Consider the following 21,295-nt stretch of genomic DNA (forward strand, 5'->3'; position numbering starts at 1 on the left):
TGCAGCGGCCGCTCCGGAAACGGGGCGGCCGTTGTCGTTTTTTCGCCTGATGTTTCACCGGGCCTCGAAATTGTACGGCTTCAGCACTAAATGGCCGCCATGACTTTCGCCGAGGACATCTGCCCCGTTCCCGATATCGCCCCCATGGCCTCGCAGCAGGACATGGACGCGGCGATCGAGAGCGCGCGCAAGGCGGTCGGCCTGCCGGTCGGCAGTCGGGTGGTCGCGGCCATGTCCGGCGGTGTGGACTCCACCGTCGTCGCCGGCCTGCTGCACAAGGCGGGCTATGACGTCGTCGGCGTGACGCTGCAGCTTTACGATCACGGCGCGGCGCTCAAGAAGAAGGGCGCCTGCTGCGCCGGTCAGGACATCCACGACGCCCGTCTGGCCGCGGAGACCATCGGCATCCCGCACTACGTCCTCGACTACGAAAGCCGCTTCCGCGACGCCGTGATCGACCAGTTCGCCGACAGCTATCTTCGCGGCGAGACGCCGGTGCCGTGCATCCGCTGCAACCAGACGGTCAAGTTCCGCGACCTGCTGGACGTCGCCCGCGACCTTGGCGCCGAGGCCATGGCGACGGGCCACTACGTCCGCCGCGCGGTCGTTAACGGCCGCGCCCAGATGCGCAAGGCCATCGACCACTCGCGCGACCAGTCCTACTTCCTGTTCGCCACCACGCCGGAGCAGCTGGATTACCTGCGCTTCCCCCTGGCCGATCTGGAGAAGCCGCAGGTGCGCGGCGTGGCGCTCGAACTCGGCCTGCGCATCGCCGCCAAGCCGGACAGCCAAGACATCTGCTTCGTGCCCTCGGGCGACTATCGCTCGCTGATCGACAAGCTGCGCCCCGAAGGCCGCGAGGCCGGCGAGATCGTGCACATGGATGGCCGCACCCTGGGCAAGCACGCGGGCATCACCGACTACACCATCGGCCAGCGCCGGGGTCTGAACGTCGCCGTCGGCGAGCCCCTGTTCGTCACCAGGCTGGATCCGGTGAAGCGCCACGTCATCGTCGGCCCGCGCGAGGCCCTGCTGACCGCGTCCCTGACGCTGGACGAGACCAACTGGCTGGGCGACCAGCCCTCCATCGAAGCGGCCGCCCTCGAGGGCGCGCCGGTGCTTGCCCGCGTCCGCTCCACCCGTCCGCCCTCCCCGGCCCGTCTGAAGATCGAGGACGGCGTCGTCAGCGTGGTGTTCGAGAAGGGCGAGGAAGGCGTCGCCCCCGGCCAGGCCTGCGCCCTCTACGACCCCGCCGACACCGAGCGCCTGCTGGGCGGCGGCTTCATCACCGCGACCACCGCGGTTGCCTGATCCCTCTCCCGAGGCGTTGGCGCTCGCCACCCGGCACGGCCTGCCGGTCGAGATGCTTTACCTGCGCGAGGAATATCCCCGCGACCGCTGGGCCGAGCCCGGTCTCGACCAGACCGCCGCCTTCTGGCTTCAGATGCACGGCTCCTTCCGGGGCCATCAGGCCCATATGGACGGGCTGGTCAGCCAGTGGCGCGCGGGTGGCGACATCCGCGTCCTGCACCGCCAACTGATCCCGGCGCTGCAGTCCTTCCTCCAGCACCTCGACGGTCACCACCGGATCGAGAGCGGCCAGTATTTCCCGGCCATGCGGAAGATCGAGCCCAAGATCGCCCACGGCATCGACCTGCTGGACCGCGACCACGACGCCATCCATCACACGCTGGAAGCCCTGTTCCAGTCCGGCCTCGCCTTCCATCAGGCCATCGCTTCCAACGCCCCTGACGCCGCCGACAGAGCCGCCCGGCTGGTCGACACGCTGGATGCCGGCGCCCGTCCCCTACTGCGCCATCTGGAGGACGAGGAGGACATCGTCATCCCCCTGATCCACTTGCGCGGCCTGCCGCACTGACCAATTTCGGGGCTGGCCATCCGCTGACGCTTCGGATATCAGCGCCCTCCCGAAAACGAGACGACCCATGTTCGCCTGTTACGCCAACTCCCGGCTGCCCATGCAGCTCGACCGCCAGCCGGTCGAGACCAATGGCGCGTGCGCGGAGGGTGTGTAGGGAATGACAGGGCCGTAACGGCTTCGGTTTTCAAGCAACCCCTCCCGCCAACCGGCCGGAGGGGTTTCTTGTATCCGCAAGCGCCCTCTCCCGCCGGTCCGGAAGGATCAACGAAAGAAAGGAGAGAGCCATGCGCGACTATGACGTGATCGAAAGCCCGGGCGCGCCCATCAAGGCGTGGACCCGTGGCGTGCCGATCGAGGACGCCGCGCTCAAGCAGCTCAAGAACGTGGCGGCCCTGCCGTTCATCCATAAGCACATCGCGGTCATGCCGGACGTGCACTGGGGCAAGGGCGCGACCGTGGGGTCGGTGATCCCCGCCGTGGGGGCCATCATCCCGGCCGCCGTGGGCGTGGACATCGGCTGCGGCATGATGGCGGTGCGGACCTCGATCCGCGCCGAGCACCTGCCGGACGACCTGTCGGGCATCCGTTCCGCCATCGAGGCGGCCGTTCCGCACGGCCGCACCGACAACGGCGGGCGCAACGACAAGGGCGCCTGGGCCGACGAGCCCCCGGCCGCGGCGGTGACCCGCTGGGCCGACCTCAAGGCCGGCTACGACGCCGTGGTGGAGAAGCACCCCAAGGCGGCGCACCCGCGTGGCTTCGGCCACCTGGGCACGCTCGGCACGGGCAACCACTTCATCGAGCTCTGCCTCGATGAGGCGGGCGATGTGTGGGTGATGCTGCACTCCGGTTCGCGGGGTGTCGGCAACCGCTTCGGGACCTACTTCATCGAGCGGGCCAAGCATGAGGCGCGTCGCTGGTTCCTGAACCTGCCGGATCAGGACCTGGCCTACTTCCCGGAAGGGTCGGAGGGCTTCATCGACTACATCCGCGCGGTGTCGTGGGCGCAGAAATACGCCCGCGCCAACCGTGAGGTGATGATGGACAGCGTCCTGAACGTGCTGCGCGCGTTCTGGCCGGATCTGGAGACGACGCAGGAAGCGGTGAACTGCCACCACAACTACGTCTCGAAGGAACGCCACTTCGGCAAGGACGTGTTCCTGACCCGCAAGGGTGCGGTGTCGGCCAAGGACGGCGAGCTGGGCATCATCCCCGGCTCGATGGGCGCCAAGTCCTTCATCGTGCGCGGCAAGGGCAATGCGGAAAGCTTCTGCACCTGCTCTCACGGCGCCGGTCGGACCATGAGCCGGACCGAGGCCAAGCGTCGCTTTACGGTGGAGGACCACGTCCGCGCCACCCAGGGCGTCGAGTGCCGCAAGGACGCGGACGTGATCGACGAAACGCCGATGGCCTACAAGGACATCGACGCCGTGATCGCGGCCCAGTCCGAGCTGATCGAGGTCGTGCACACCCTGCGTCAGGTGGTGTGCGTCAAGGGATGACGGAGGCCGGTCGCGCGCAAGCGTGGCCGGCTTTCGTCGTTCAGCCCTCCGCCGGGGCCTTCGGCGCCCGCGACGCCAGCACCTTCCTCAGCTGACGCCCGACCGCCAGCGGCCGCCCGTCCTGCGCCCAGGCCGTCGCATCCTCGACCGTCCAGCCGCCGTGGCTGTCGCGCGAGACGAACTCGAAATAGGTCCAGCCGTCAGGGGCCGCGTCCTCGGGGATCGGGCCGAAGAAGTCGTAGCGCAGGTCCGCCGTGGCCGAGATGGCCGGCGGGGCGGGCAGCATGGTCCAGTAGACCGGGAAGGTGGCGTCCAGCAGGAAGGCCAGACGGGCCTCGTCCAGCGGCTTGCCGTCCACAGTGCGCATCCACACCCCCATCCGATCGGTCTCGTTGCGCCCGAACAGCTGGATGCCCCCGACGAAGCGGTGCTCGACGTGCCTGATGAAGTGCGGCCCGAACTGCGGGTCCATCGGCGTCAGCGGCTGCTCCAGCAGCGGCGGCGGCGTGATGGAGGCGGCGCGCAGCTCCGGCCCCTCGCCCGGCGCGCCGAAGGTGACCAGGCCGGTCATCGCCAGCCGGTCGCCCTGCCCCGCCTTCACCAGCCCATAGGCGGCGGAACGGCCGCCCCGCAGCAGTTCACTGTTGATCGTCATCGGCTCGAACTTCGCCCCGATGTGGAACTGGGTCGCCACCGTGCGCAGAGGGGCGCTGATCCCCAGCGTCTCGCGCGCCGCCTTCGCCGCCAGCGCCGCCATCAGCCCGCCGAAGGGCGAGCCACGCTCGGCCGGCATCATCGTCGGGGCGTTGGAGAAGGAGCCGGTCATCGGGGCCAGCAGGCCGCCCTCGCCGTCCTCGGTCAGGGTCAGGGCTTCATCGAGGGTCTGGAAGGTCATGCGATCGGTCTATCGGCGCAAAAGGACGGGCGGAAGACCGGAATCCTCCGCCCGAAGTTCAAGGGACCACGAAACGCCCGGCGGTCGCCCGCAACACGTCCGTAGTGAAACAAGACTGACTTAGTGGGTTCAGATTGGCAACCCTCTTGCAAATCAGCTGACGTGGGGTCACCTTTGCGGGCATGGGACGCACCGCCGACTATTCTCGCCAGAGCTGCACCATCGCCGGCACCCTCGAGGTGATCGGCGATCCGTGGACCCTTCTGGTCATCCGCGACGCCTTCAACGGCGTCAGCCGCTTTGAACAGTGGCAGGAGCGGCTCGGCGTCGCCCGCAATGTTCTGGCCGCGCGCCTGAAGACCCTGGTCCAGCACGGCGTGCTGGAGCCCCGCCTCTATTCCGAGCGCCCGCCGCGCAACGAGTACGTCCTCACCGCCAAGGGCAAGGATCTCTATGGCGTCCTGGTCACCCTGCACGCCTGGGGCGCCAAGCACGTCTATGGCGAGGAAAACGCCGGGCTGAAGATGGTCCACAAGACCTGCGAGCACGATCTCAACCCGCGCATCGCCTGCGCCCACTGCAACGAGATCGTCAAACCGCGCGACATCCAGCTGATCCACGACCGCAACCGCCCGACCGTGGGCGAGGTCATGCCGGCCAAGGACGAGGCGGCCTGAGGGCTGCTGCCTTCCACTGACAGCAGGGGGCCGTCATGCTGGCCCCATGACCGACTCACACGCTGACGGCCGCTGCGGCTGGTGCGGGACCACCGACGCCCTCTACATCGCCTATCACGACGAGGAATGGGGCGTGCCCGAGTATGACGCCCGCGCCCTGTGGGAGAAGCTGATCCTCGACGGCTTCCAGGCCGGGCTGGCGTGGATCACCATCCTGCGGAAGCGCGAGGGCATCCGCGACGCCTTCGACGGTTTCGATCCCGAGAAGGTCGCCGCCTATGGCGAGGCCGACATCGAACGGCTGCTGGCCGATCCGCGCATCATCCGCTCGCGCGCCAAGATCAACGCCGCCATCCGAGGCGCCCAGATCTGGCTGGAGATGCGTGACAACGGCGAGGATTTCTCCGCCTGGCTCTGGTCCTTCGTCGGCGGGTCGCCGATCCAGAACGACTGGTCCGACTTCCGCGAGGCCCCGGTGAAGACGCCCGAGAGCGAGGCCATGGCGAAGGCGCTGAAGAAGCGCGGCTTCAACTTCTGCGGCCCGGTCATCGTCTACGCCTTCATGCAGGCGGTCGGCATGGTCAACGACCACCAACGATCATGCTTTCGTCAGGTCGAGGTTCGTGCGATGGCCCGCACCTGATGTCCGACCGCGCCTTCCCCACCCTCGCCCTCGAGACCCTGCTGGCCCAGTCCAGCGGCGGGCTGGTCTGCGGCGTGGACGAGGCCGGGCGCGGGCCGTGGGCCGGGCCGGTCTCGGCGGCGGCGGTGATCCTTAATCCCGACGACCTGCCCCCCGGCATCGACGACTCCAAGGCCCTGACCGAGAAGCGCCGCGCGGCGCTGGAGCCGGAGATCAAGGCCCGCGCCCTCGCCTGGGGCGTCGGCTTCGCCTCGGCGCGCGAGATCGAGGAGCTGAACATCCTCGGCGCCACGGGTCTGGCCATGTGCCGCGCCATCGGGGCCCTGCAGGTTCCGGCGGTCGCGGCGCTCGTGGACGGCAACTACCGCTTCAAACTCCCCTGCCCGATCCAGACTGTCGTGAAGGGGGACAGCCTGTCCCTGTCGATCGCCGCGGCCTCCATTCTCGCCAAGACGGCGCGGGACCGGGTGATGATCGAGATGGACGCCCTCTACCCCGCCTACGGCTTCGCCCGGCACAAGGGCTACAACGCCCCGATCCATTCCGAGGCGCTCCGCCTCCACGGCCCTTGCCCCGAGCATCGACGCTCATGGGGACCGGTGAAGGCCTTGCTTGAAGGTCAGACCTGAAGCGCGCCGCCCAGCAGCACGCCCATCAGGGCCGCGACCACCCCGCCGCCCACGACCACTGCCCAGCCGGGAATGGCGCCGACCATGTCCTTGACCGTCGGCTCGGGCGTCTCGACCGTATCGTTGGCGGGCCGGTGTTCGAAACGACTGGCGCCAGGGGCCTTCCAGGCGACGACGCCGAACGCATCGGCGGCCCGGTCATAGGCGCGAACGCCTTCCATGCGGCGCGAGGGGGTCATGGTCATCTGTTCCATGCCGGACACAACGGCCCGGGAGTCAGGCCGTTCCCTTACGCGGCCTCTGCGATCTCGATCCGGCGCTCGCCGACCACGAACAGATATTCGACGTTCCGCAGCCGACCGACCGCCCCGACCTTCTCGCCCTTGGGATTATGGATGCCGATACGGGCGCCGACGTAGCGGGGCCGGGCGATCTCGATCACCTGCACCTCCCCCCGCGCGGACAGCATGGCGACCAGCTGATCGCGGCTCAGATAGCCCTCGTCATTGAAGGAGACGACCAGATTGGGGGCCTTCAGATTGGCGATCACCGATTCCAGCGCCGGGCCGATGCCGGGGCGGCTGTTGAAGGCGCTCTTGCGGGTCTTCACGTCGATCCGCTTGTTGGCGACGCCATAGGTCTCGGGCTTGTCCCACAGAACCAGACTTTCCCAGCAGTGGTAGTTCCCGAGGTAGGAATGCTGGTTGTACGGCGGGTCCAGATAGACGAGGTCCGCCTCGATCTCCGGCGCGATCTCAACGGCGTCCGCATGGGTCGCCTTGCAGGGACCGCCCGCCACGCCCGGCAGGATGTCTGGCATCCGCAGCTCCAGCCGCTTCAGCGCCCTTGGAGCCCAGGACTTCATATAGGCCATCTGCAAACCGGCCGTGGAATCGACCCGATCCGCCGCCTCCATCAGGGCCACCAGCGCGACCGCCTCCAGCTCCGGCTCCAGCGCCATCGCCGCGATCCGCTCGCGCAGGGCGTCGATGACGGCGCCGTTGTCGGGATGGAAGAAGCGGGCATCCTCGCAGAAGGCCTTGGTGAACCAGCCCGCCTCGGGCTTCACCGCGCGTAGCTCGGCCAGGACGCCTTCCGCCCGCTCCATCCAGCGCTCCCGGTCGGCCTGCACATAGCCGACGGCCAGGGTGTGGGCGTAGGCGTTGTGGTCATTCGACCAGACCCGGAACCCCTGCCCCTTCAGCGCATGGCCCACCCGTGCCGAGCCGGAGAACAGGTCGCACACCGCTCCTCCCTGCGGCAGCAGGGCGGCGACCGTGGCCGACACCTGACCGAGCAGGGCGCGCTTGGAGCCGATGTATTTGATCAAGACGCCCCTTCCTCCCCCTCCGGGGGAGGGGGACCGCGAAGCGGTGGAGGGGTGTCAGCCCCACACCGTATTTCCGGCCCGCGCCCCTCCACCATCCTTCGGATGGTCCCCCTCCCCCAAGGGGGAGGAACTGGTCAGCGCTTGCCCTTCTTGGTCGGAGCATGCGCCAGACGCAGCAGATTCGCAGCCCCCGGCGCGCCGAAGGGCGTTCCGGCGAGGATCAGGATGCGCTGGCCGGGCTCGGCGAGGCCGTAGGTCATGGCGCTGGTCACCGCGTCCTCAGTGACATCCTCCAGCGAGGTCGGCTCCTTGCCCAGCCGGGTCTCCAGCCCCCAGACCAGCGCCAGACGGCGGGCGGTGTCGGGGTTCGGCGTCAGGGCCAGCACCGGCTGCAGCGGCCGCTCGCGGGCCATCCGGCGGGCGGTGCCGCCAAGAGTGGTGAAGACCACGATACAGGCCGTCGACTGGGCCTCGGCCGCCTTGCGCGCCGCGGCCACCAGGGCGTCGGCGTCGAAATCGTGCATGCCGGCGTGTTCGGCGTCCATCAGGCTGGGCCACAGGGGATCGCTCTCGACCCGCTCGATGATCCGGCTCATCACCGATACGGCCTCCAGCGGATACTGGCCCGAGGCGGTCTCGGCCGACAGCATCAGGGCGTCGGCGCCCTCATAGGCGGCGTTGGCCACGTCCGAGGCCTCGGCGCGGGTCGGCGCGGGGGCGCTGGTCATCGATTCCAGCATCTGGGTGGCGACGATCACCGGCACGCCGCGATCGCGGGCGGCGCGGATGATCTGCTTCTGGGCCACCGGCACCTCTTCCGGGTCCAGCTCCACGCCCAGATCGCCGCGGGCGACCATGACGCCGTCGCAGTAGTCCAGGATGCTGTCCAGCTGGGCCAGGGCCTGGGGCTTCTCGATCTTGGCCAGGCAGGCGGCCTTGCCCTTCACCAGCTGCTTCAGTTCGGCCATGTCCTCGGCCTTCTGCACGAAGCTGAGGGCCACCCAGTCGACACCAATGCGCAGGGCGAAGGCCAGGTCCTCGCGGTCCTTGGGCGTCAGGGCCGAAACCGGGATCACCGCCTCCGGCACCGCCACGCCCTTGCGGTCCGACAGCTTGCTGCCGCTCTCGACGGTGACATCGGCCCACTCGTCCGTCCGCTCGCCGACGCGCAGCCGCACCCGGCCGTCGTCCAGCAGCAACAGCATGCCGGTGCGCAGGGCCTTGAAGATTTCCGGGTGGGGCATCTGCACCCGCGTCTCGTCGCCCGGCGTCGGGTCGAGGTCGAAGCGCATCCTGTGCCCGGGCCCCACGTCGATCTCGACATTGGCGAAGCGGCCGAGACGCAGCTTGGGCCCCTGCAGGTCAGCCAGCACGCCCAGCGGCCGCTTGAGCGCCATCTCGACGCCGCGCACCGCCTTCAGCGCGGCCGCGTGATCCTCATGCGAGCCGTGGCTGAAGTTCAGACGGAAGACGTCCACCCCCGCCTGGGCCAGCGCCTTCACCGTTCCGGGCGCCCGGCTGGCGGGTCCAAGGGTGGCGACAATACGCGCGCGCCGGGCTCTGTTCATCGGGTGGCTCTGGTCTTCTTACGATTGCGAGCCCCTTGTGCCTGTGAAACGCGAAACGGGTAAAGTCGCTCCGGTTCCCGGAAACACGAAGTTATGGACGCGCCTCAGCGACCGGTCGGGCAGACCGAACCGCCCGGCGCCTGCAGGTCGATGCAGCGTCCGTCCAGATCGGCCGGCGTCTGCACACCGATAATCGGCGCCAGGGTCGGAGCGATGTCGATGGTGCGGATGGGCAGGAACCGCTCCTGCCCCTGCGCGCCCGGCCACCAGAAGATGATCGGCACGCGGCGGTCATAGTCCCACGGCGTGCCGTGGCCCGAAATGGTCCGACCGACCCGGCCGCCCATGACTACATTCTCCTTCAGCGCCGTGATGATGTCCGGCGACCGCTGCGCCACCGCCGACAGGCGCATGCGCTGACGCACCGTCATCAGGTCCGGCGTCAGGTCGGCGGGCGGCATCGGCTCGGCCAGCAGCACGTCGCGGCTTTCGGCGAAGGCGATGTCCGGATTGGCCCGCAGCAGCTCCAGCGCCGCGTTCAGGATGCGACCGCGCAGGGGCTCGGGCAGGCCCTTCTGTTCGGCGTCGCCGACCATGACGCCGCTTCCGCCCAGCGACAGCGGGCCGTAGTCGAGGCCGAACTGCGCCTTCAGCGTCTCGTTGATCCGGGCCATGGCGGCGGCGTCGCCGCGATGGGCGTGGGGATAGCCGCGAACCGCCAGCCGCTCCACGAAGTCCGAGCCGCCGTGGTCGGCCGTCAGCACCACGATCGCGCCCTGCGGCAGGCGCTCGAGGAAGCGGCCCAGCGCCGCGTCGAGACGATGCATCTGCTCGCACATCTCCGGCCCCTGGGTGCCGAAGGTGTGGCCGATCCGGTCGGTGCCCGACAGGCTGACGCCCAGCATGTCCACCACGCCGCGACGACCCAGTTGCTGCGTCTCCAGAAGTTCGGTCGCCGCCTCCAGCGTCAGTTCATCGAGGATCGGCGAGGTGTCGAGTTCGAACCGCTGCGGCGGCAGGCTCGAGCGGAAGGTCTGGCCATTGATTTCCCATTCGCCGTCCAGGTTCCGGCAGGCGTCACGGGTGTAGGTCCAGGACGGCGGTGTGGCGCGCAGGCGTTCGGCGATCCGGCTGTTCAGGGCGGCGACCGGCTGCAGCCGCGCCTCCGCCGTCTGGCCGGGCTCGACATAGGTCGTGAAGCCGAAGCCCACCGTATACCAGTAGGCCCCGTCGCCCTTGTGGCCGTTCAGGTTGATGGCGCCGCGATCCTTGCCCGAGACGGCGAAGACGCGGCTCTGCGGGCTGGCGGCCTTCAGCCAGTCGGCCAGGGTCGTGGCCTCAAGCTGTTCGGTCCCGACCACGCCGTTGTCGGTCGTGTCGTCGCCGTGCGCCAGATGGTTCACCGGCGAGAACAGGCAGTAAACCTCCTTGCCCGTCGCCGGATCGACCCAGTCATTGGCCGGAATGCCGGTGCGGGCCGGGTTCATGCCGGTCAGGACGGTGGAGTGGCCCGGGCAGGTCTCGGTCAGGCCATGCTGCTGGAAGCCGTTGGCGTGCACCCGCCCCTGCTGCGCCAGCGTGGCCAGGCCACCGGTGAAATCGTCACGATACTGGTTGAACAGATTGGCGCTGAACTGGTCGATCACCAGCGTCACCACCAGCGTCGGCCGGGCGGTCGCTTCCGTCGCCGGAGCCGGGGCTGGCGCCGGGGTCTGCGCCTGGGCGGCAGGCGTCCAGCCCTGAACAGCGCCGCATCCGGCGAGGGTCAGAAGCGCGGCGGCGGCGGCGAAGGTGGTGCGGACTCGGGTCACGGGGGCGTCTCCTGCGGGTCGCTGCCGCCTAGCGCTCCAGCGCGACAGCTCTGCGACAGGCCCGGACTGCTACGCTCCGCACTCCGCCGAGGCCACCCCTCTTCCCGGATTTATCCCGCGCTGTAGCTGGTCTTGATCTGGGTGAAGAACTCCGCCGCGGCGAAGCCCTGCTCGCGCGCGCCATAGCTGGACGACTTCGTCCCGCCGAACGGTACGTGATAGTCGACGCCCGCCGTCGGCAGGTTGACCATGGTCATCCCCGCCTTGGCCCGGCGCTGGAAGTCGCGGGCGTGCTTCAGGCTGCTGGTGACGATGCCCGCCGACAGACCGAACTCGACGCCATTGGCGATCTCCAGAGCTTCCTCGTAGCTCTTCACGCGGATGGTCGAGGCGACGGGGCCGAAGACCTCCTCATTGTTGATCCGCATGTCGGCGGCGGTGTCGGCGATCAGGGTCGGCTGGACGTACCAGCCGGGCTTGTCCAGCTTCAGGCGGTCGCCGCCGGTGACGATGCGGGCGCCCTCGCCGCGCGCGATATCGGCGTAGGTGTAGGAGGTCTCCATCTGGGCCTCGCTGACCGCCGGCCCAATCTGGCTGTTCGGATCCAGCGCATCGCCGACGCGCAGGGCCGCGACCTTCTCGGCCAGCAGGGCGACGAACTTGTCATGGACGCCGTCCTGCACGATCAGGCGACTGGAGGCCGTGCAGCGCTGGCCGGTGGCGAAGAAGGAGCCGTCCAGCGCGATGTTCACCGCCCGCTCCAGATCGGCGTCGTCCAGCACGATCAGCGGGTTCTTGCCGCCCATCTCCAGCTGCACCCGGGCCTGACGCTTCACCGCGCCCGCCGCCACCCCGGCGCCGACACTTTGCGAGCCGGTGAAGGAGACGCCGACGATATCCTTGTGGTCAACGATGGCCTGACCGACGCCGCCGCGACCGATGACCATGTTCAGCACGCCCTTCGGCAGGCCTGCCTCATGCAGGATGGCGACCAGCGCCTCGGCCGTGGCCGGGGTCGGACCGGCGGGCTTCAGCACCACCGTATTGCCGAACGCCAGCGCGGGCGCGGCCTTCCAGGCCGGGATGGCGATGGGGAAGTTCCACGGCGTGATCAGGCCATAGACGCCGACCGGCTGGCGATAGGTCTGGATCTCCACGCCCGGACGGGTCGAGGCCAGGTTCTGGCCGTGCAGGCGCAGGGCCTCGCCGGCGAAATACTTCAGGATGCGGGCGGCGCGGGCGGTCTCGCCGATGCCTTCCGGCAGCGTCTTGCCCTCCTCGCGCGACAGCAGGCGGCCGACCTCTTCCTTGCGCTCCATCAGCAGGGTTCCGGCCCGGTCGAGCACGTCCGATCGCGCCTCGGGCGAGGCGTCCGCCCAGGCCGGGAAGGCCGCCTTCGCCGCCGCCACGGCGTCATCGACATCCGCCGCCGAGCCGTCGGGCGTGCGGGCCACGACCTCGCGCGTGTCCGACGGGTTGCGGCTTTCGGCGGGACGATCGCCCCCGACCCGATCGCCGTCGATCCAGTGCGAGAGTTCGAGCGTGTCGGTCATGGCAGGCGGTCCCGGAGACAGTCAGAAGGCCGGCGACCCTAGAGCGATGCGCCGCCTTTCGCCAATCATCGGCGGGCGGATCAGGCCGACAGTTCCCTCCGGACGATCTCGGCGCCGGCGCTCAGGGCGCGCAGCTTGCCGTTGGCGACCTTGCGGGACAGCGGGGTCATGCCGCAGTTGGTGCAGGGATAGAGCTTGTCGGCGTCGACGAACTGAAGCGCCTTGCGCAGGGTGTCGGCGACCTCTTCCGGCGTCTCGATCGTGTCGGTCGCCACGTCGATGGCGCCGACCATCACCTTCTTGCCCCGAACGAGTTCGATCAGCTCCATAGGCACGCGCGAGTGCTGGCACTCCAGCGAGATGATGTCGATGCTCGACTTCTGCAGGTTGGGGAAGGTCTGCTCATACTGCCGCCACTCGGAGCCGAGGGTCTTCTTCCAGTCGGTATTGGCCTTGATGCCGTAGCCGTAGCAGATGTGGACGGCGGTCTCGCATTTGAGACCCTCGGCGGCGCGCTCCAGCGTCGCGATGCCCCAGTCGTTGGCTTCGTCGAAGAAGACGTTGAAGGCCGGCTCGTCGAACTGGACGATATCGACCCCGGTCGCCTCCAGTTCCTTCGCTTCCTCATTGAGGATCCTGGCGAACTCCCAGGCCAGCTTCTCGCGGCTCTGGTAGTGGGCGTCATAGAGGGTGTCGATCATCGTCATCGGCCCGGGCAGGGTCCATTTGATCGGCTTGTCGGTCTGGGCCCGCAGGAATTTCGCATCCTCGACGAAGACCGGCTTCGAGCGCGACACGGCGCCCACCACCGTCGGCACGCTGGCGTCGTAGCGATTGCGGATCCGCACCGTCTCGCGCTTCTCGAAGTCGACGCCGTCCAGGTGCTCGATGAAGGTAGTCACGAAATGCTGACGCGTCTGTTCGCCGTCGCCGACGATGTCGATGCCGGCCTTCAGCTGATCGTCCACGGACAGGCGCAGGGCGTCCTGCTTGCCGGCGACCAGTTCATCGCCGTCCAGCTTCCAGGGCGACCACAGCTGCTCGGGCGTGGCGATCCAGGAGGGCTTCGGCAGGCTGCCGGCGGTCGAGGTGGGGAAGAGTTTGCTCATGGGAAGGTCTCGTGAACGCGTAACAGATCAGGCGGCGGCGAAATCGGCGGACCACTGCGCCAGCAGGGCCCGATGCGGCCTGATGAACCGCTCCTCGACGAAGCGTCCCTGTTCGACGGCCAGCCGGCTGCGCTCCTCCCGGTCGTAGACGATGCGGGTCAGGGAATAGTCCTGATATTTCAGGCTCGGCTGGTACTGGTCGGCCGCCGGCGAGTTGGCGTTGTAGATTTCGGGCCGATAGATCTTCTGGAAGGTCTCCATCGTCGCGATGGTGCTGATCAGCTCCAGATCGGTGTAGTCCGCCGTCAGATCGCCGATGTGGTAGAAGGCGAAGGGCGCCACGCTGCCCCGGGGCATGAAGTAGCGGACCTTCATCCCCATCTTCGCGAAATAGTCGTCGGTCGGCGAGAACGCGTCGTTCTCATACTCCAGGCCCAGCACCGGATGCGCCTTGCCGTTGCGGTGATAGGTCTTGTTGCTCGACACGCTCAGGCAGATCACCGGCGGTTTGGCGAAGGCTTCCCGATAGGCGGCCGAGTTCAGGAAATGCCTGAACAGCTTGCCATGCAGGTCGCCGTAGTCCGCCGGAGCGAAGGCGCCCGGATTGGCCTTCATATGGGCCGGCAGAACGACGCTGAAGTCGTAGTCGCGGACGTAGGATGAGAAGTTGTTGCCGACGATGCCGTTGGTCCGCTCGCCCGTCTCCCTGTCGACCACGATCGTCTGCAGGATCTCGAACTGCGGGAAAGACTCCCGGTCATCCTCGCCCCCGACGTTCAGCGCCGCCGAGACGATGTTGAGCTCCACCGCGTAGCGGTCCCCGCGCGGATTGTCCTGATCCGCAAGCGAATTGAACCGGTTGTCGATCATGCGCAGGGTGTTGCGCAGGTTCTCCTGACGGCTCTCGCCCCGGGCCAGATTGGCGAAATTGGTGGTGAGCCGCGTGCTCTCGGCCGGGTGATAGTCCTCGTCGAACGCGATGCTCGAGAGGGTGAAGGTGAAGTCGGCGGCGGTCATGGGAGTCTCTGCCGTTGATGCTGTGGCGGGACAGCGGACAGGGACGCGCGATCGCCCGCGCGGATCAGTCCCGTCGCGGCGCTCATGCGACCTGACCGGACACCCCGCCGGAGGACGTTATCTGTCGGGGCAGGTCTCCTGGCTCACGGGTCACGGCTTCCGGTCCGGCCTTCCCGGGATTGGACTCCCAGTGACACGAGATGAACCTTCGGCTCGCCGCTCACAGTTGCGGGGGCAGCGCCGGCTTCACACCGGCTTCCCTCTTAGCTCCGCGCCCTCCGGAGAGGACGCGCAGAACCACGACGCCGCCAGACTGACACAGACGCGCCGGATGTCAATAATCACATAAAGATATCTTTATATGATTATGTGATTTTCAGATCGTGTCGTCCGGAACGAAGACCGCGCCTTCCATCAGACGTCGGGCGCTCCGGCTCATGATCGCCTTGGTGATGGTCCAGCCGCCGTCCTGCTGCACGGCCTCGGCGCCGACGCGCAGGGTCCCGGACGGGTGGCCGAAGCGCACCGACTGACGCTCGCCGCCCCCCGCCGCCAGATTGACCACCGTGCCGGGGATCGCCGCCGCCGCCCCGATAGCCACCGCCGCCGTGCCCATCATGGCGTGGTGCAGCTTGCCCATCGACAGGGCGCGGACCAGCAGGTCCACATCGGCCGCCGCGACCGCCTTGCCGCTGGATGAGACATAGTCCCTGGGCGGCGAGACGAAGGCGATCTTGGGCGTGTGCTGGCGCTTGGCCGCGCCTTCGAGGCTGTCGATCAGCCCCATCTTCAGCGCCCCGATGGCGCGCAGGGCCTCGAACCGCTTCAGGGCCGCCGGATCGCCGTTGATGGCCTCCTGCAGCTCCGTGCCCGCGTAGCCGAGGTCGGCGGCGTTGACGAAGATCGTCGGGATACCCGCATTGATCATCGTGACGGTCAGCTTGCCGCCCGCGACCAGATCCTCGGGGACGTCCAGCGCGTCGATCAGGTTTCCGGTCGGGAACATGGCCCCGCCGTCGTCGCCCTCGCCTTCATCGGCGGGATCGAGAAACTCCAGCACGATCTCGGCGGCGGGGAAGGTCACCCCGTCCAGTTCGAAGTCGCCGGTCTCCTGCACGGCGCCACCACTGACCGGAACTTGGGCGATGATGGTCTTGCCGATATTGGCCTGCCAGATGCGCACGGTCCGCACGCCGTCCGACCCCGCATCGACATAGCCGGCATGGATCGCGAAGGCGCCCGCAGCGGTCGACAGGTTCCCGCAGTTGCCGGACCAGTCGACGAAGTCCGTGTCGATCGACACCTGACCGTACAGATAGTCGACGTCATGCCCCGGCCGGTCGCTGGGCGAGATGATGACGCATTTCGAGGTGCTGGAAGTCGCGCCGCCCATGCCGTCGATATGCTTGCCATAGGCGTCGGGACTGCCGATCACCCGCTGGAACAGTCGGTCGCGCGCGGCGCCGGGAACGCGGCAGGACTCAGGCAGATCCTCCAGCCGGAAGAAGACGCCCTTGGAGGTACCGCCGCGCATATAGGTGGCGGGAACGCGGAACTGACCGGACATCAGGCGGCGGCCTCCGAGTCGAGGAAGTCCTGGGCGAACCGCTGCAGCACCCCGCCGGCCTCATAGATCGACACCTCCTCGGCCGTATCCAGACGGCACTTCACCGCCACCGTCTCTTCCGAACCGTCGGTGCGATGGATGACAAGCGTCAGCTCGGCGCCCGGCGCGGGCGTGCCGATGACGTCATAGGTCTCGGTGCCGTCCAGCTTCAGGCCCAGACGGGTCACGCCGTTGATGAACTCCAGCGGCATGACGCCCATGCCGATAAGATTGGTCCGGTGGATGCGCTCGAAGCCCTCGGCGACGATGGCCTCGACCCCCGCCAGACGCACGCCCTTGGCGGCCCAGTCCCGCGACGAGCCCTGGCCGTAGTCGGCCCCCGCGATGATGATCAGCGGTTGGCGACGGCCCAGATAGGTCTCGATCGCCTCCCACATGCGGACCACCTCGCCGTCCGGCTCCAGCCGGGCCAGCGAGCCCTTCTTCACCGCCCCGTCGACCACGGCCATTTCATTGACCAGCTGGGGGTTGGCGAAGGTCGCGCGCATGGCGGTCAGGTGGTCGCCACGGTGGGTGGCGTAGGAGTTGTAGTCCTCCTCCGGCACGCCCATCGAGGTCAGATATTCGCCCGCCGCCGAGGTCGGCAGGATGGCGTTGGACGGCGACAGGTGATCGGTCGTGATGTTGTCCGGCAGGATGGCCAGCGGCCGCATCCCCTTCAGGGTGCGCGGGCTGGCCGCCAGGGCGCCGAGGCCCTCGGTGTCCCAGTAGGGCGGACGGCGGATATAGGTCGACATCGGCCGCCAGTCGTACAGCGGGCTGACCGGGGCGCCGATGATGGTCCGGCGCGCGAACATCGGCTCATAGACGTTGCGGAACTGCTCGGGCTTCACGTGCTCGCCGACGATGGCGTCGATCTCGGCGTCCGTCGGCCACAGGTCCTTCAGGCGGATTTCCGACCCGTCCGGGGCGATCCCCAGCACGTCCTGCTCGATGTCGAACCGCACCGTCCCGGCGATGGCGTAGGCGACCACCAGCGGCGGCGAAGCGAGGAAGGCCTGTTTCGCATAGGGGTGGATGCGGCCGTCGAAGTTGCGGTTCCCCGACAGGACAGCGGTCGTATAGAGGTCGCGGTCGACGATCTCCTTCTGGATCACCGGGTCCAGCGCGCCGCTCATGCCGTTGCAGGTGGTGCAGGCGAAGCCGACGATGCCGAAGCCCAGCGCCTCCAGCTCGGACAGCAGGCCCGCCTCTTCCAGGTACAGCTGCGCCACCTTCGAACCGGGGGCGAAGGAGGTCTTCACCCACGGCTTGCGGTCCAGCCCCAGCGCGCGGGCCTTCTTCGCCACCAGACCGGCGGCCACGACGTTGCGCGGGTTGGAGGTGTTGGTGCAGCTGGTGATGGCGGCGATGATCACGCCGCCGTCGGGGATCAGGCCCTCGCGCTCCTCGGCCCGCGCGCCTTCCAGATCGACGGCCACGCCGCGCTCGTGCAGGGCCGAGGTCGGCAGGCGGCGGTGCGGGTTGGACGGCCCGGCCAGATTACGCTCGACGCTCGACAGGTCGAACTCCAGCACCCGCTCGTACTCGGCGGTCTTCAGCGCCTCGGCCCACAGGCCGGTCGTCTTGGCGTAGGTCTCGACCAGGGCGATCTGCTCCGGCTCGCGGCCGGTCAGGCGCAGATAATCAATGGTCTGCTGGTCGATGTAGAACATCGCCGCCGTCGCCCCGTATTCCGGGCACATGTTCGAGATGGTGGCGCGGTCGCCGATGGTCAGGCTGTCCGCCCCCTCGCCGAAGAACTCCAGCCAGGCGCCGACGACCCGCTCCTTGCGCAGGAACTCGGTCAGGGCCAGCACGATGTCAGTGGCGGTGATGCCCTCATGGCGACGACCGGTCAGCTTCACGCCGACGATGTCCGGCAGGCGCATCATCGACGGACGGCCCAGCATGACCGTCTCGGCCTCCAGACCGCCGACGCCGATGGCGATGACGCCCAGCGCATCGACGTGCGGGGTGTGGCTGTCGGTGCCGACGCAGGTGTCGGGGAAGGCCACGCCGTCGCGCGCCTGAATGACCGGGCTCATCTTCTCCAGATTGATCTGGTGCATGATGCCGTTGCCGGCCGGGATGACGTCGACGTTCTCGAAAGCGCGCTTGGTCCACTCGATGAAGTGGAAGCGGTCCTCGTTGCGGCGGTCCTCGATGGCGCGGTTCTTGGCGAAGGCCTCGGGATCAAAGCCGGGCGCCTCGACGGCCAGCGAATGGTCGACGATCAGCTGGGTCGGCACCACCGGATTGATCTTGGCCGGGTCCCCGCCCTGATCGGCGATGGCGTCGCGCAGGCCCGCCAGATCGACCAGCGCCGTCTGGCCCAGGATGTCGTGGCAGACCACGCGGGCCGGATACCAGGGGAAGTCCAGATCGCGCTGGCGCTCGACGATCTGCGTCAGGGCGGCGGTCAGCGAGGCCGGATTGCACCGCCGCACCAGCTGCTCGGCCAGCACGCGCGACACATAGGGCAGGCCGTCATAGCCGCCCGGGCGGATCGCCTCGACCGCCGCGCGGGTGTCGAAATAGTCCAGCGCCGTGCCCGGCAGCGGCTTGCGGAAGGCGGTATTCATGTCAGCACTCTTGTCCGGTCGTCGGACCACGATCCCGCCGACGGGCAGCGCCGAAAGCGCTGTCATTCCTGCCGTTGTGCGTTCCCGTGGCCATTTGGCTCTGTTTTGCCAAGTGGTAGCACGGCCCGACCACGCAAGTCGCGCCCGAAGCAGATTCACCCTTCACCCGGCGCGGAATTCCGCTATTTCGTGCCCATCAATCAGGGCGGACGCGCGATCAACGGGCGCCGCCGCGTGCAGGCTCGGCCCGCGCTCCCCTCCGGGACGCCAGAACGCCGCGACGCGCTGCACTGGACCAGTGAGGAAATCGATGACCGACGCCGCCGCCCCCGCGTTCAAGCCCAAGAAGTCCGTTGCCCTGTCCGGCGTCACCGCCGGCAACACCGCCCTGTGCACCGTCGGCAAGACCGGCAATGACCTGCACTACCGCGGCTACGACATCCTGGATTTCGCGGAAGGCGCCGAGTTCGAGGAAATCGCCCACCTGCTGATCCACGGCACGCTGCCGAACGCGGCCGAGCTGAAGGCCTACAAGGCCAAGCTGAAGGCCCTGCGCGGCCTGCCCGCCGCCGTCATGGACGCGCTGGAATGCCTGCCCGCCGCCGCCCACCCGATGGATGTGATGCGCACCGGCGTCTCGGCCCTCGGCTGCGTCCTGCCGGAAGCCCATGACCACAACCATCCGGGCGCGCGCGACATCGCCGACCGCCTGATGGCCTCGCTGGGCTCCATGCTGCTGTACTGGCACCACTTCAGCCAGAACGGCCGTCGCATCGAGGTCGAGACCGACGACGAGACCATCGGCGGCCACTTCCTGCACCTGCTGCACGGCAAGGAGCCGTCCGAGAGCTGGGTGCGGGCCATGCACACCTCGCTGATCCTCTACGCCGAGCACGAGTTCAACGCCTCGACCTTCACCGCCCGCGTCATCGCCGGCACCGGGTCGGACATGTTCTCGGCCGTCGCCGGCGCCATCGGCGCCCTGCGCGGGCCCAAGCACGGCGGCGCCAATGAGGTCGCCTTCGAAATCCAGAAGCGTTACGCCAATCCGGACGAGGCCGAGGCCGACATCCGCCGTCGCATGGACGCCAGGGAAGTCATCATCGGCTTCGGCCACCCGGTCTATACGATCTCGGACCCGCGCAACGTCGTCATCAAGCGCGTCGCCAAACAGCTGTCCGACGAGGCCGGCTCGACCAAGATGTATGACATCGCCGAGCGCATCGAGAGCGTCATGATGGACGCCAAGAAGATGTTCCCGAACCTCGATTGGTTCTCGGCCGTCAGCTACCACATGATGGGCGTGCCCACGGCCATGTTCACCCCCCTGTTCGTCATCTCGCGCGTCACCGGCTGGTCCGCGCACGTCATCGAACAGCGCCAGGACGGCAAGATCATCCGCCCGACGGCGAACTACACCGGTCCTGAAAATCTCGAGTTCGTCCCGCTGTCGAAGCGCGGCTGAGTTCACGGAGTACCCATGCCCTACCTCCTCGCCTCCGACCTCCCCACCGAATCCGCCGGCAAGCGGTTCCGCGCCGCCCTGGCCCGTGACGGCATCTGGCAGCTGCCGGGCGCCCACAACGGCCAGGCCTCGATCCAGGCGCGCAACGCGGGCTTCGACGGCGTCTATCTGTCGGGCGCGGCCATGACCGCGTCCATGGGTCTGCCGGACCTCGGCATCATCACCGTGGACGAGGTCGCCTTCTTCATCCGCCAGATCGCGCGCGCCTCGGGCCTGCCGCTGCTGGTGGACGGCGACACCGGCTATGGCGAGGCGCTGAACGTCATGCACATGGTGCGGACCTTCGAGGAAGCCGGCGCCGGCGCCGTGCACCTTGAAGACCAGATCCTGCCCAAGAAATGCGGCCACCTGAACGGCAAGTCGCTGGTGCCCGCCATGGACATGGCCGCCAAGGTCGCCGCCGCCGCCAAGGCCCGTCGCGATCTGGTCATCATGGCCCGCACCGATGCGGTCGGGGTCGAGGGCTTCGACGCCGCCGTGGACCGCGCGAAGCTGTATGTCGAGGCCGGCGCCGACGCCATCTTCCCCGAAGGCCTGACCAGCCGCGAGATGTTCGAGAAATTCGCCGCCGCCATGCCCGGCGTCCCGCTGCTGGCCAACATGACCGAGTTCGGCAAGACGCCCTTCTTCACCGCGAAGGAATTCGAGGAGATGGGCTACAAGATGGTGATCTGGCCGGTGTCCTCGCTGCGCGCCGCCAACAAGGCGCAGGAAGAACTCTACGCCTCGATCGCCGAGCACGGCGGCACCCACAAATACATCGACCGCATGCAGACCCGTCAGGAGCTGTACGACACCATCGGCCTGCACCAGTTCGAGGAGCTGGACGCCTCGATCATCAAGACCATCGTCCCGCAGGGCATGCCGCAGGACAGCTGACGCCTTGAGCCCTCCCCTTCAATGAGGGGGAGGGCGCCCGCCGGCCCATCTGGCGTCGCCGCCCGGTCGCTGTTACACTATAAC

18 protein-coding genes and 1 riboswitch are annotated in these 21,295 nt (G+C 68.2%); of the genes, 8 read left to right on the plus strand and 10 right to left on the minus strand.

From position 1 onward, the window contains the following. Positions 1 to 90 precede the first annotated feature (90 nt). The 3 genes from mnmA to ACFQQC_RS07705 all read left to right on the plus strand — a co-directional run bounded on the left by mnmA (position 91) and on the right by ACFQQC_RS07705 (position 3,384). A complete protein-coding gene (gene mnmA / locus ACFQQC_RS07695) occupies positions 91 to 1,311 on the plus strand; it encodes a tRNA 2-thiouridine(34) synthase MnmA (protein ID WP_376861319.1) in 1,221 nt (406 codons plus the stop codon). Next, positions 1,304 to 1,879, plus strand: coding sequence for a hemerythrin domain-containing protein (locus tag ACFQQC_RS07700; protein ID WP_376861321.1), 576 nt, complete (start codon positions 1,304 to 1,306; stop codon positions 1,877 to 1,879). The genes mnmA and ACFQQC_RS07700 overlap by 8 nt, the downstream gene beginning before the upstream one ends. A 287-nt stretch (positions 1,880 to 2,166) precedes the next feature. Next, positions 2,167 to 3,384 carry an RtcB family protein gene (locus tag ACFQQC_RS07705; protein WP_376861323.1) on the plus strand — a complete coding sequence of 406 codons (1,218 nt, stop codon included), beginning with the start codon at positions 2,167 to 2,169 and terminating at the stop codon, positions 3,382 to 3,384. A gap of 40 nt (positions 3,385 to 3,424) precedes the next feature. On the opposite strand, the gene ACFQQC_RS07710 is transcribed toward ACFQQC_RS07705, so the two are convergent. Further along, positions 3,425 to 4,279, minus strand: coding sequence for an acyl-CoA thioesterase (locus ACFQQC_RS07710; RefSeq protein WP_376861325.1), 855 nt, complete (start codon positions 4,277 to 4,279; stop codon positions 3,425 to 3,427). A 182-nt stretch (positions 4,280 to 4,461) separates the two neighbouring features. On the opposite strand from ACFQQC_RS07710, the gene ACFQQC_RS07715 reads away from it, so the two are divergent. Genes ACFQQC_RS07715 through ACFQQC_RS07725 form a run of 3 tightly spaced genes read left to right on the plus strand, consistent with a single transcriptional unit; the run spans position 4,462 to position 6,228 of the window. Beyond that, positions 4,462 to 4,956 (plus strand): winged helix-turn-helix transcriptional regulator, encoded by a 495-nt coding sequence (locus ACFQQC_RS07715; RefSeq protein ID WP_376861327.1) that lies wholly within the window; start codon positions 4,462 to 4,464, stop codon positions 4,954 to 4,956. A gap of 46 nt (positions 4,957 to 5,002) precedes the next feature. After that, positions 5,003 to 5,599, plus strand: coding sequence for a DNA-3-methyladenine glycosylase I (locus ACFQQC_RS07720; RefSeq protein ID WP_376861329.1), 597 nt, complete (start codon positions 5,003 to 5,005; stop codon positions 5,597 to 5,599). Next, positions 5,599 to 6,228, plus strand: a complete 630-nt coding sequence (locus ACFQQC_RS07725) for a ribonuclease HII (protein WP_376861331.1) — start codon at positions 5,599 to 5,601, stop codon at positions 6,226 to 6,228. Before ACFQQC_RS07720 ends, ACFQQC_RS07725 begins: the two co-directional genes overlap by 1 nt. Here ACFQQC_RS07725 and ACFQQC_RS07730 read toward each other — a convergent pair. The 9 genes from ACFQQC_RS07730 to acnD all read right to left on the minus strand — a co-directional run bounded on the left by ACFQQC_RS07730 (position 6,219) and on the right by acnD (position 18,807). Continuing rightward, positions 6,219 to 6,473 carry a hypothetical protein gene (locus ACFQQC_RS07730; RefSeq protein WP_376861333.1) on the minus strand — a complete coding sequence of 85 codons (255 nt, stop codon included), beginning with the start codon at positions 6,471 to 6,473 and terminating at the stop codon, positions 6,219 to 6,221. The genes ACFQQC_RS07725 and ACFQQC_RS07730 overlap by 10 nt on opposite strands. A gap of 44 nt (positions 6,474 to 6,517) precedes the next feature. Then, complete coding sequence (locus ACFQQC_RS07735) at positions 6,518 to 7,558, minus strand: DNA adenine methylase (protein ID WP_376861335.1); 1,041 nt, start codon at positions 7,556 to 7,558, stop codon at positions 6,518 to 6,520. 134 nt (positions 7,559 to 7,692) lie between these two features. Beyond that, positions 7,693 to 9,126 (minus strand): pyruvate kinase, encoded by a 1,434-nt coding sequence (pyk, locus tag ACFQQC_RS07740; RefSeq protein WP_376861337.1) that lies wholly within the window; start codon positions 9,124 to 9,126, stop codon positions 7,693 to 7,695. A gap of 104 nt (positions 9,127 to 9,230) precedes the next feature. Continuing rightward, positions 9,231 to 10,937 carry an alkaline phosphatase family protein gene (locus tag ACFQQC_RS07745; protein ID WP_376861339.1) on the minus strand — a complete coding sequence of 569 codons (1,707 nt, stop codon included), beginning with the start codon at positions 10,935 to 10,937 and terminating at the stop codon, positions 9,231 to 9,233. A gap of 110 nt (positions 10,938 to 11,047) precedes the next feature. Continuing rightward, on the minus strand, positions 11,048 to 12,490 hold the full coding sequence (locus tag ACFQQC_RS07750; protein WP_376861341.1) for an aldehyde dehydrogenase family protein: 1,443 nt from the start codon (positions 12,488 to 12,490) through the stop codon (positions 11,048 to 11,050). Between the two features lie 80 nt (positions 12,491 to 12,570). Continuing rightward, positions 12,571 to 13,599, minus strand: coding sequence for a methionine synthase (locus ACFQQC_RS07755; protein ID WP_376861343.1), 1,029 nt, complete (start codon positions 13,597 to 13,599; stop codon positions 12,571 to 12,573). A 27-nt stretch (positions 13,600 to 13,626) separates the two neighbouring features. After that, the gene (locus ACFQQC_RS07760; RefSeq protein ID WP_376861345.1) at positions 13,627 to 14,616 is read right to left on the minus strand and encodes a DUF1852 domain-containing protein; all 990 of its coding nucleotides are present in this window, start codon (positions 14,614 to 14,616) and stop codon (positions 13,627 to 13,629) included. A gap of 110 nt (positions 14,617 to 14,726) precedes the next feature. Next, positions 14,727 to 14,933: riboswitch (cobalamin riboswitch) on the minus strand. Between the two features lie 59 nt (positions 14,934 to 14,992). Beyond that, positions 14,993 to 16,183 (minus strand): 2-methylaconitate cis-trans isomerase PrpF, encoded by a 1,191-nt coding sequence (gene prpF, locus ACFQQC_RS07765; protein WP_376861346.1) that lies wholly within the window; start codon positions 16,181 to 16,183, stop codon positions 14,993 to 14,995. Then, positions 16,183 to 18,807 carry a Fe/S-dependent 2-methylisocitrate dehydratase AcnD gene (acnD, locus tag ACFQQC_RS07770; protein WP_376861348.1) on the minus strand — a complete coding sequence of 875 codons (2,625 nt, stop codon included), beginning with the start codon at positions 18,805 to 18,807 and terminating at the stop codon, positions 16,183 to 16,185. Before acnD ends, prpF begins: the two co-directional genes overlap by 1 nt. A 310-nt stretch (positions 18,808 to 19,117) precedes the next feature. Here acnD and prpC point away from each other — a divergent pair, with 310 nt between their 5' ends. Next, a complete protein-coding gene (prpC, locus tag ACFQQC_RS07775) occupies positions 19,118 to 20,272 on the plus strand; it encodes a 2-methylcitrate synthase (RefSeq protein WP_376861350.1) in 1,155 nt (384 codons plus the stop codon). Positions 20,273 to 20,287: 15 nt separating this feature from the next. Beyond that, positions 20,288 to 21,211: a methylisocitrate lyase gene (prpB, locus tag ACFQQC_RS07780; protein WP_376861352.1), complete on the plus strand. Its 924-nt coding sequence runs from the start codon at positions 20,288 to 20,290 to the stop codon at positions 21,209 to 21,211. The last annotated feature ends 84 nt before the right edge of the window (positions 21,212 to 21,295 follow it).

Source organism: Brevundimonas sp. GCM10030266 (assembly GCF_042666595.1).
Taxonomy (GTDB): Bacteria; Pseudomonadota; Alphaproteobacteria; order Caulobacterales; family Caulobacteraceae; genus Brevundimonas.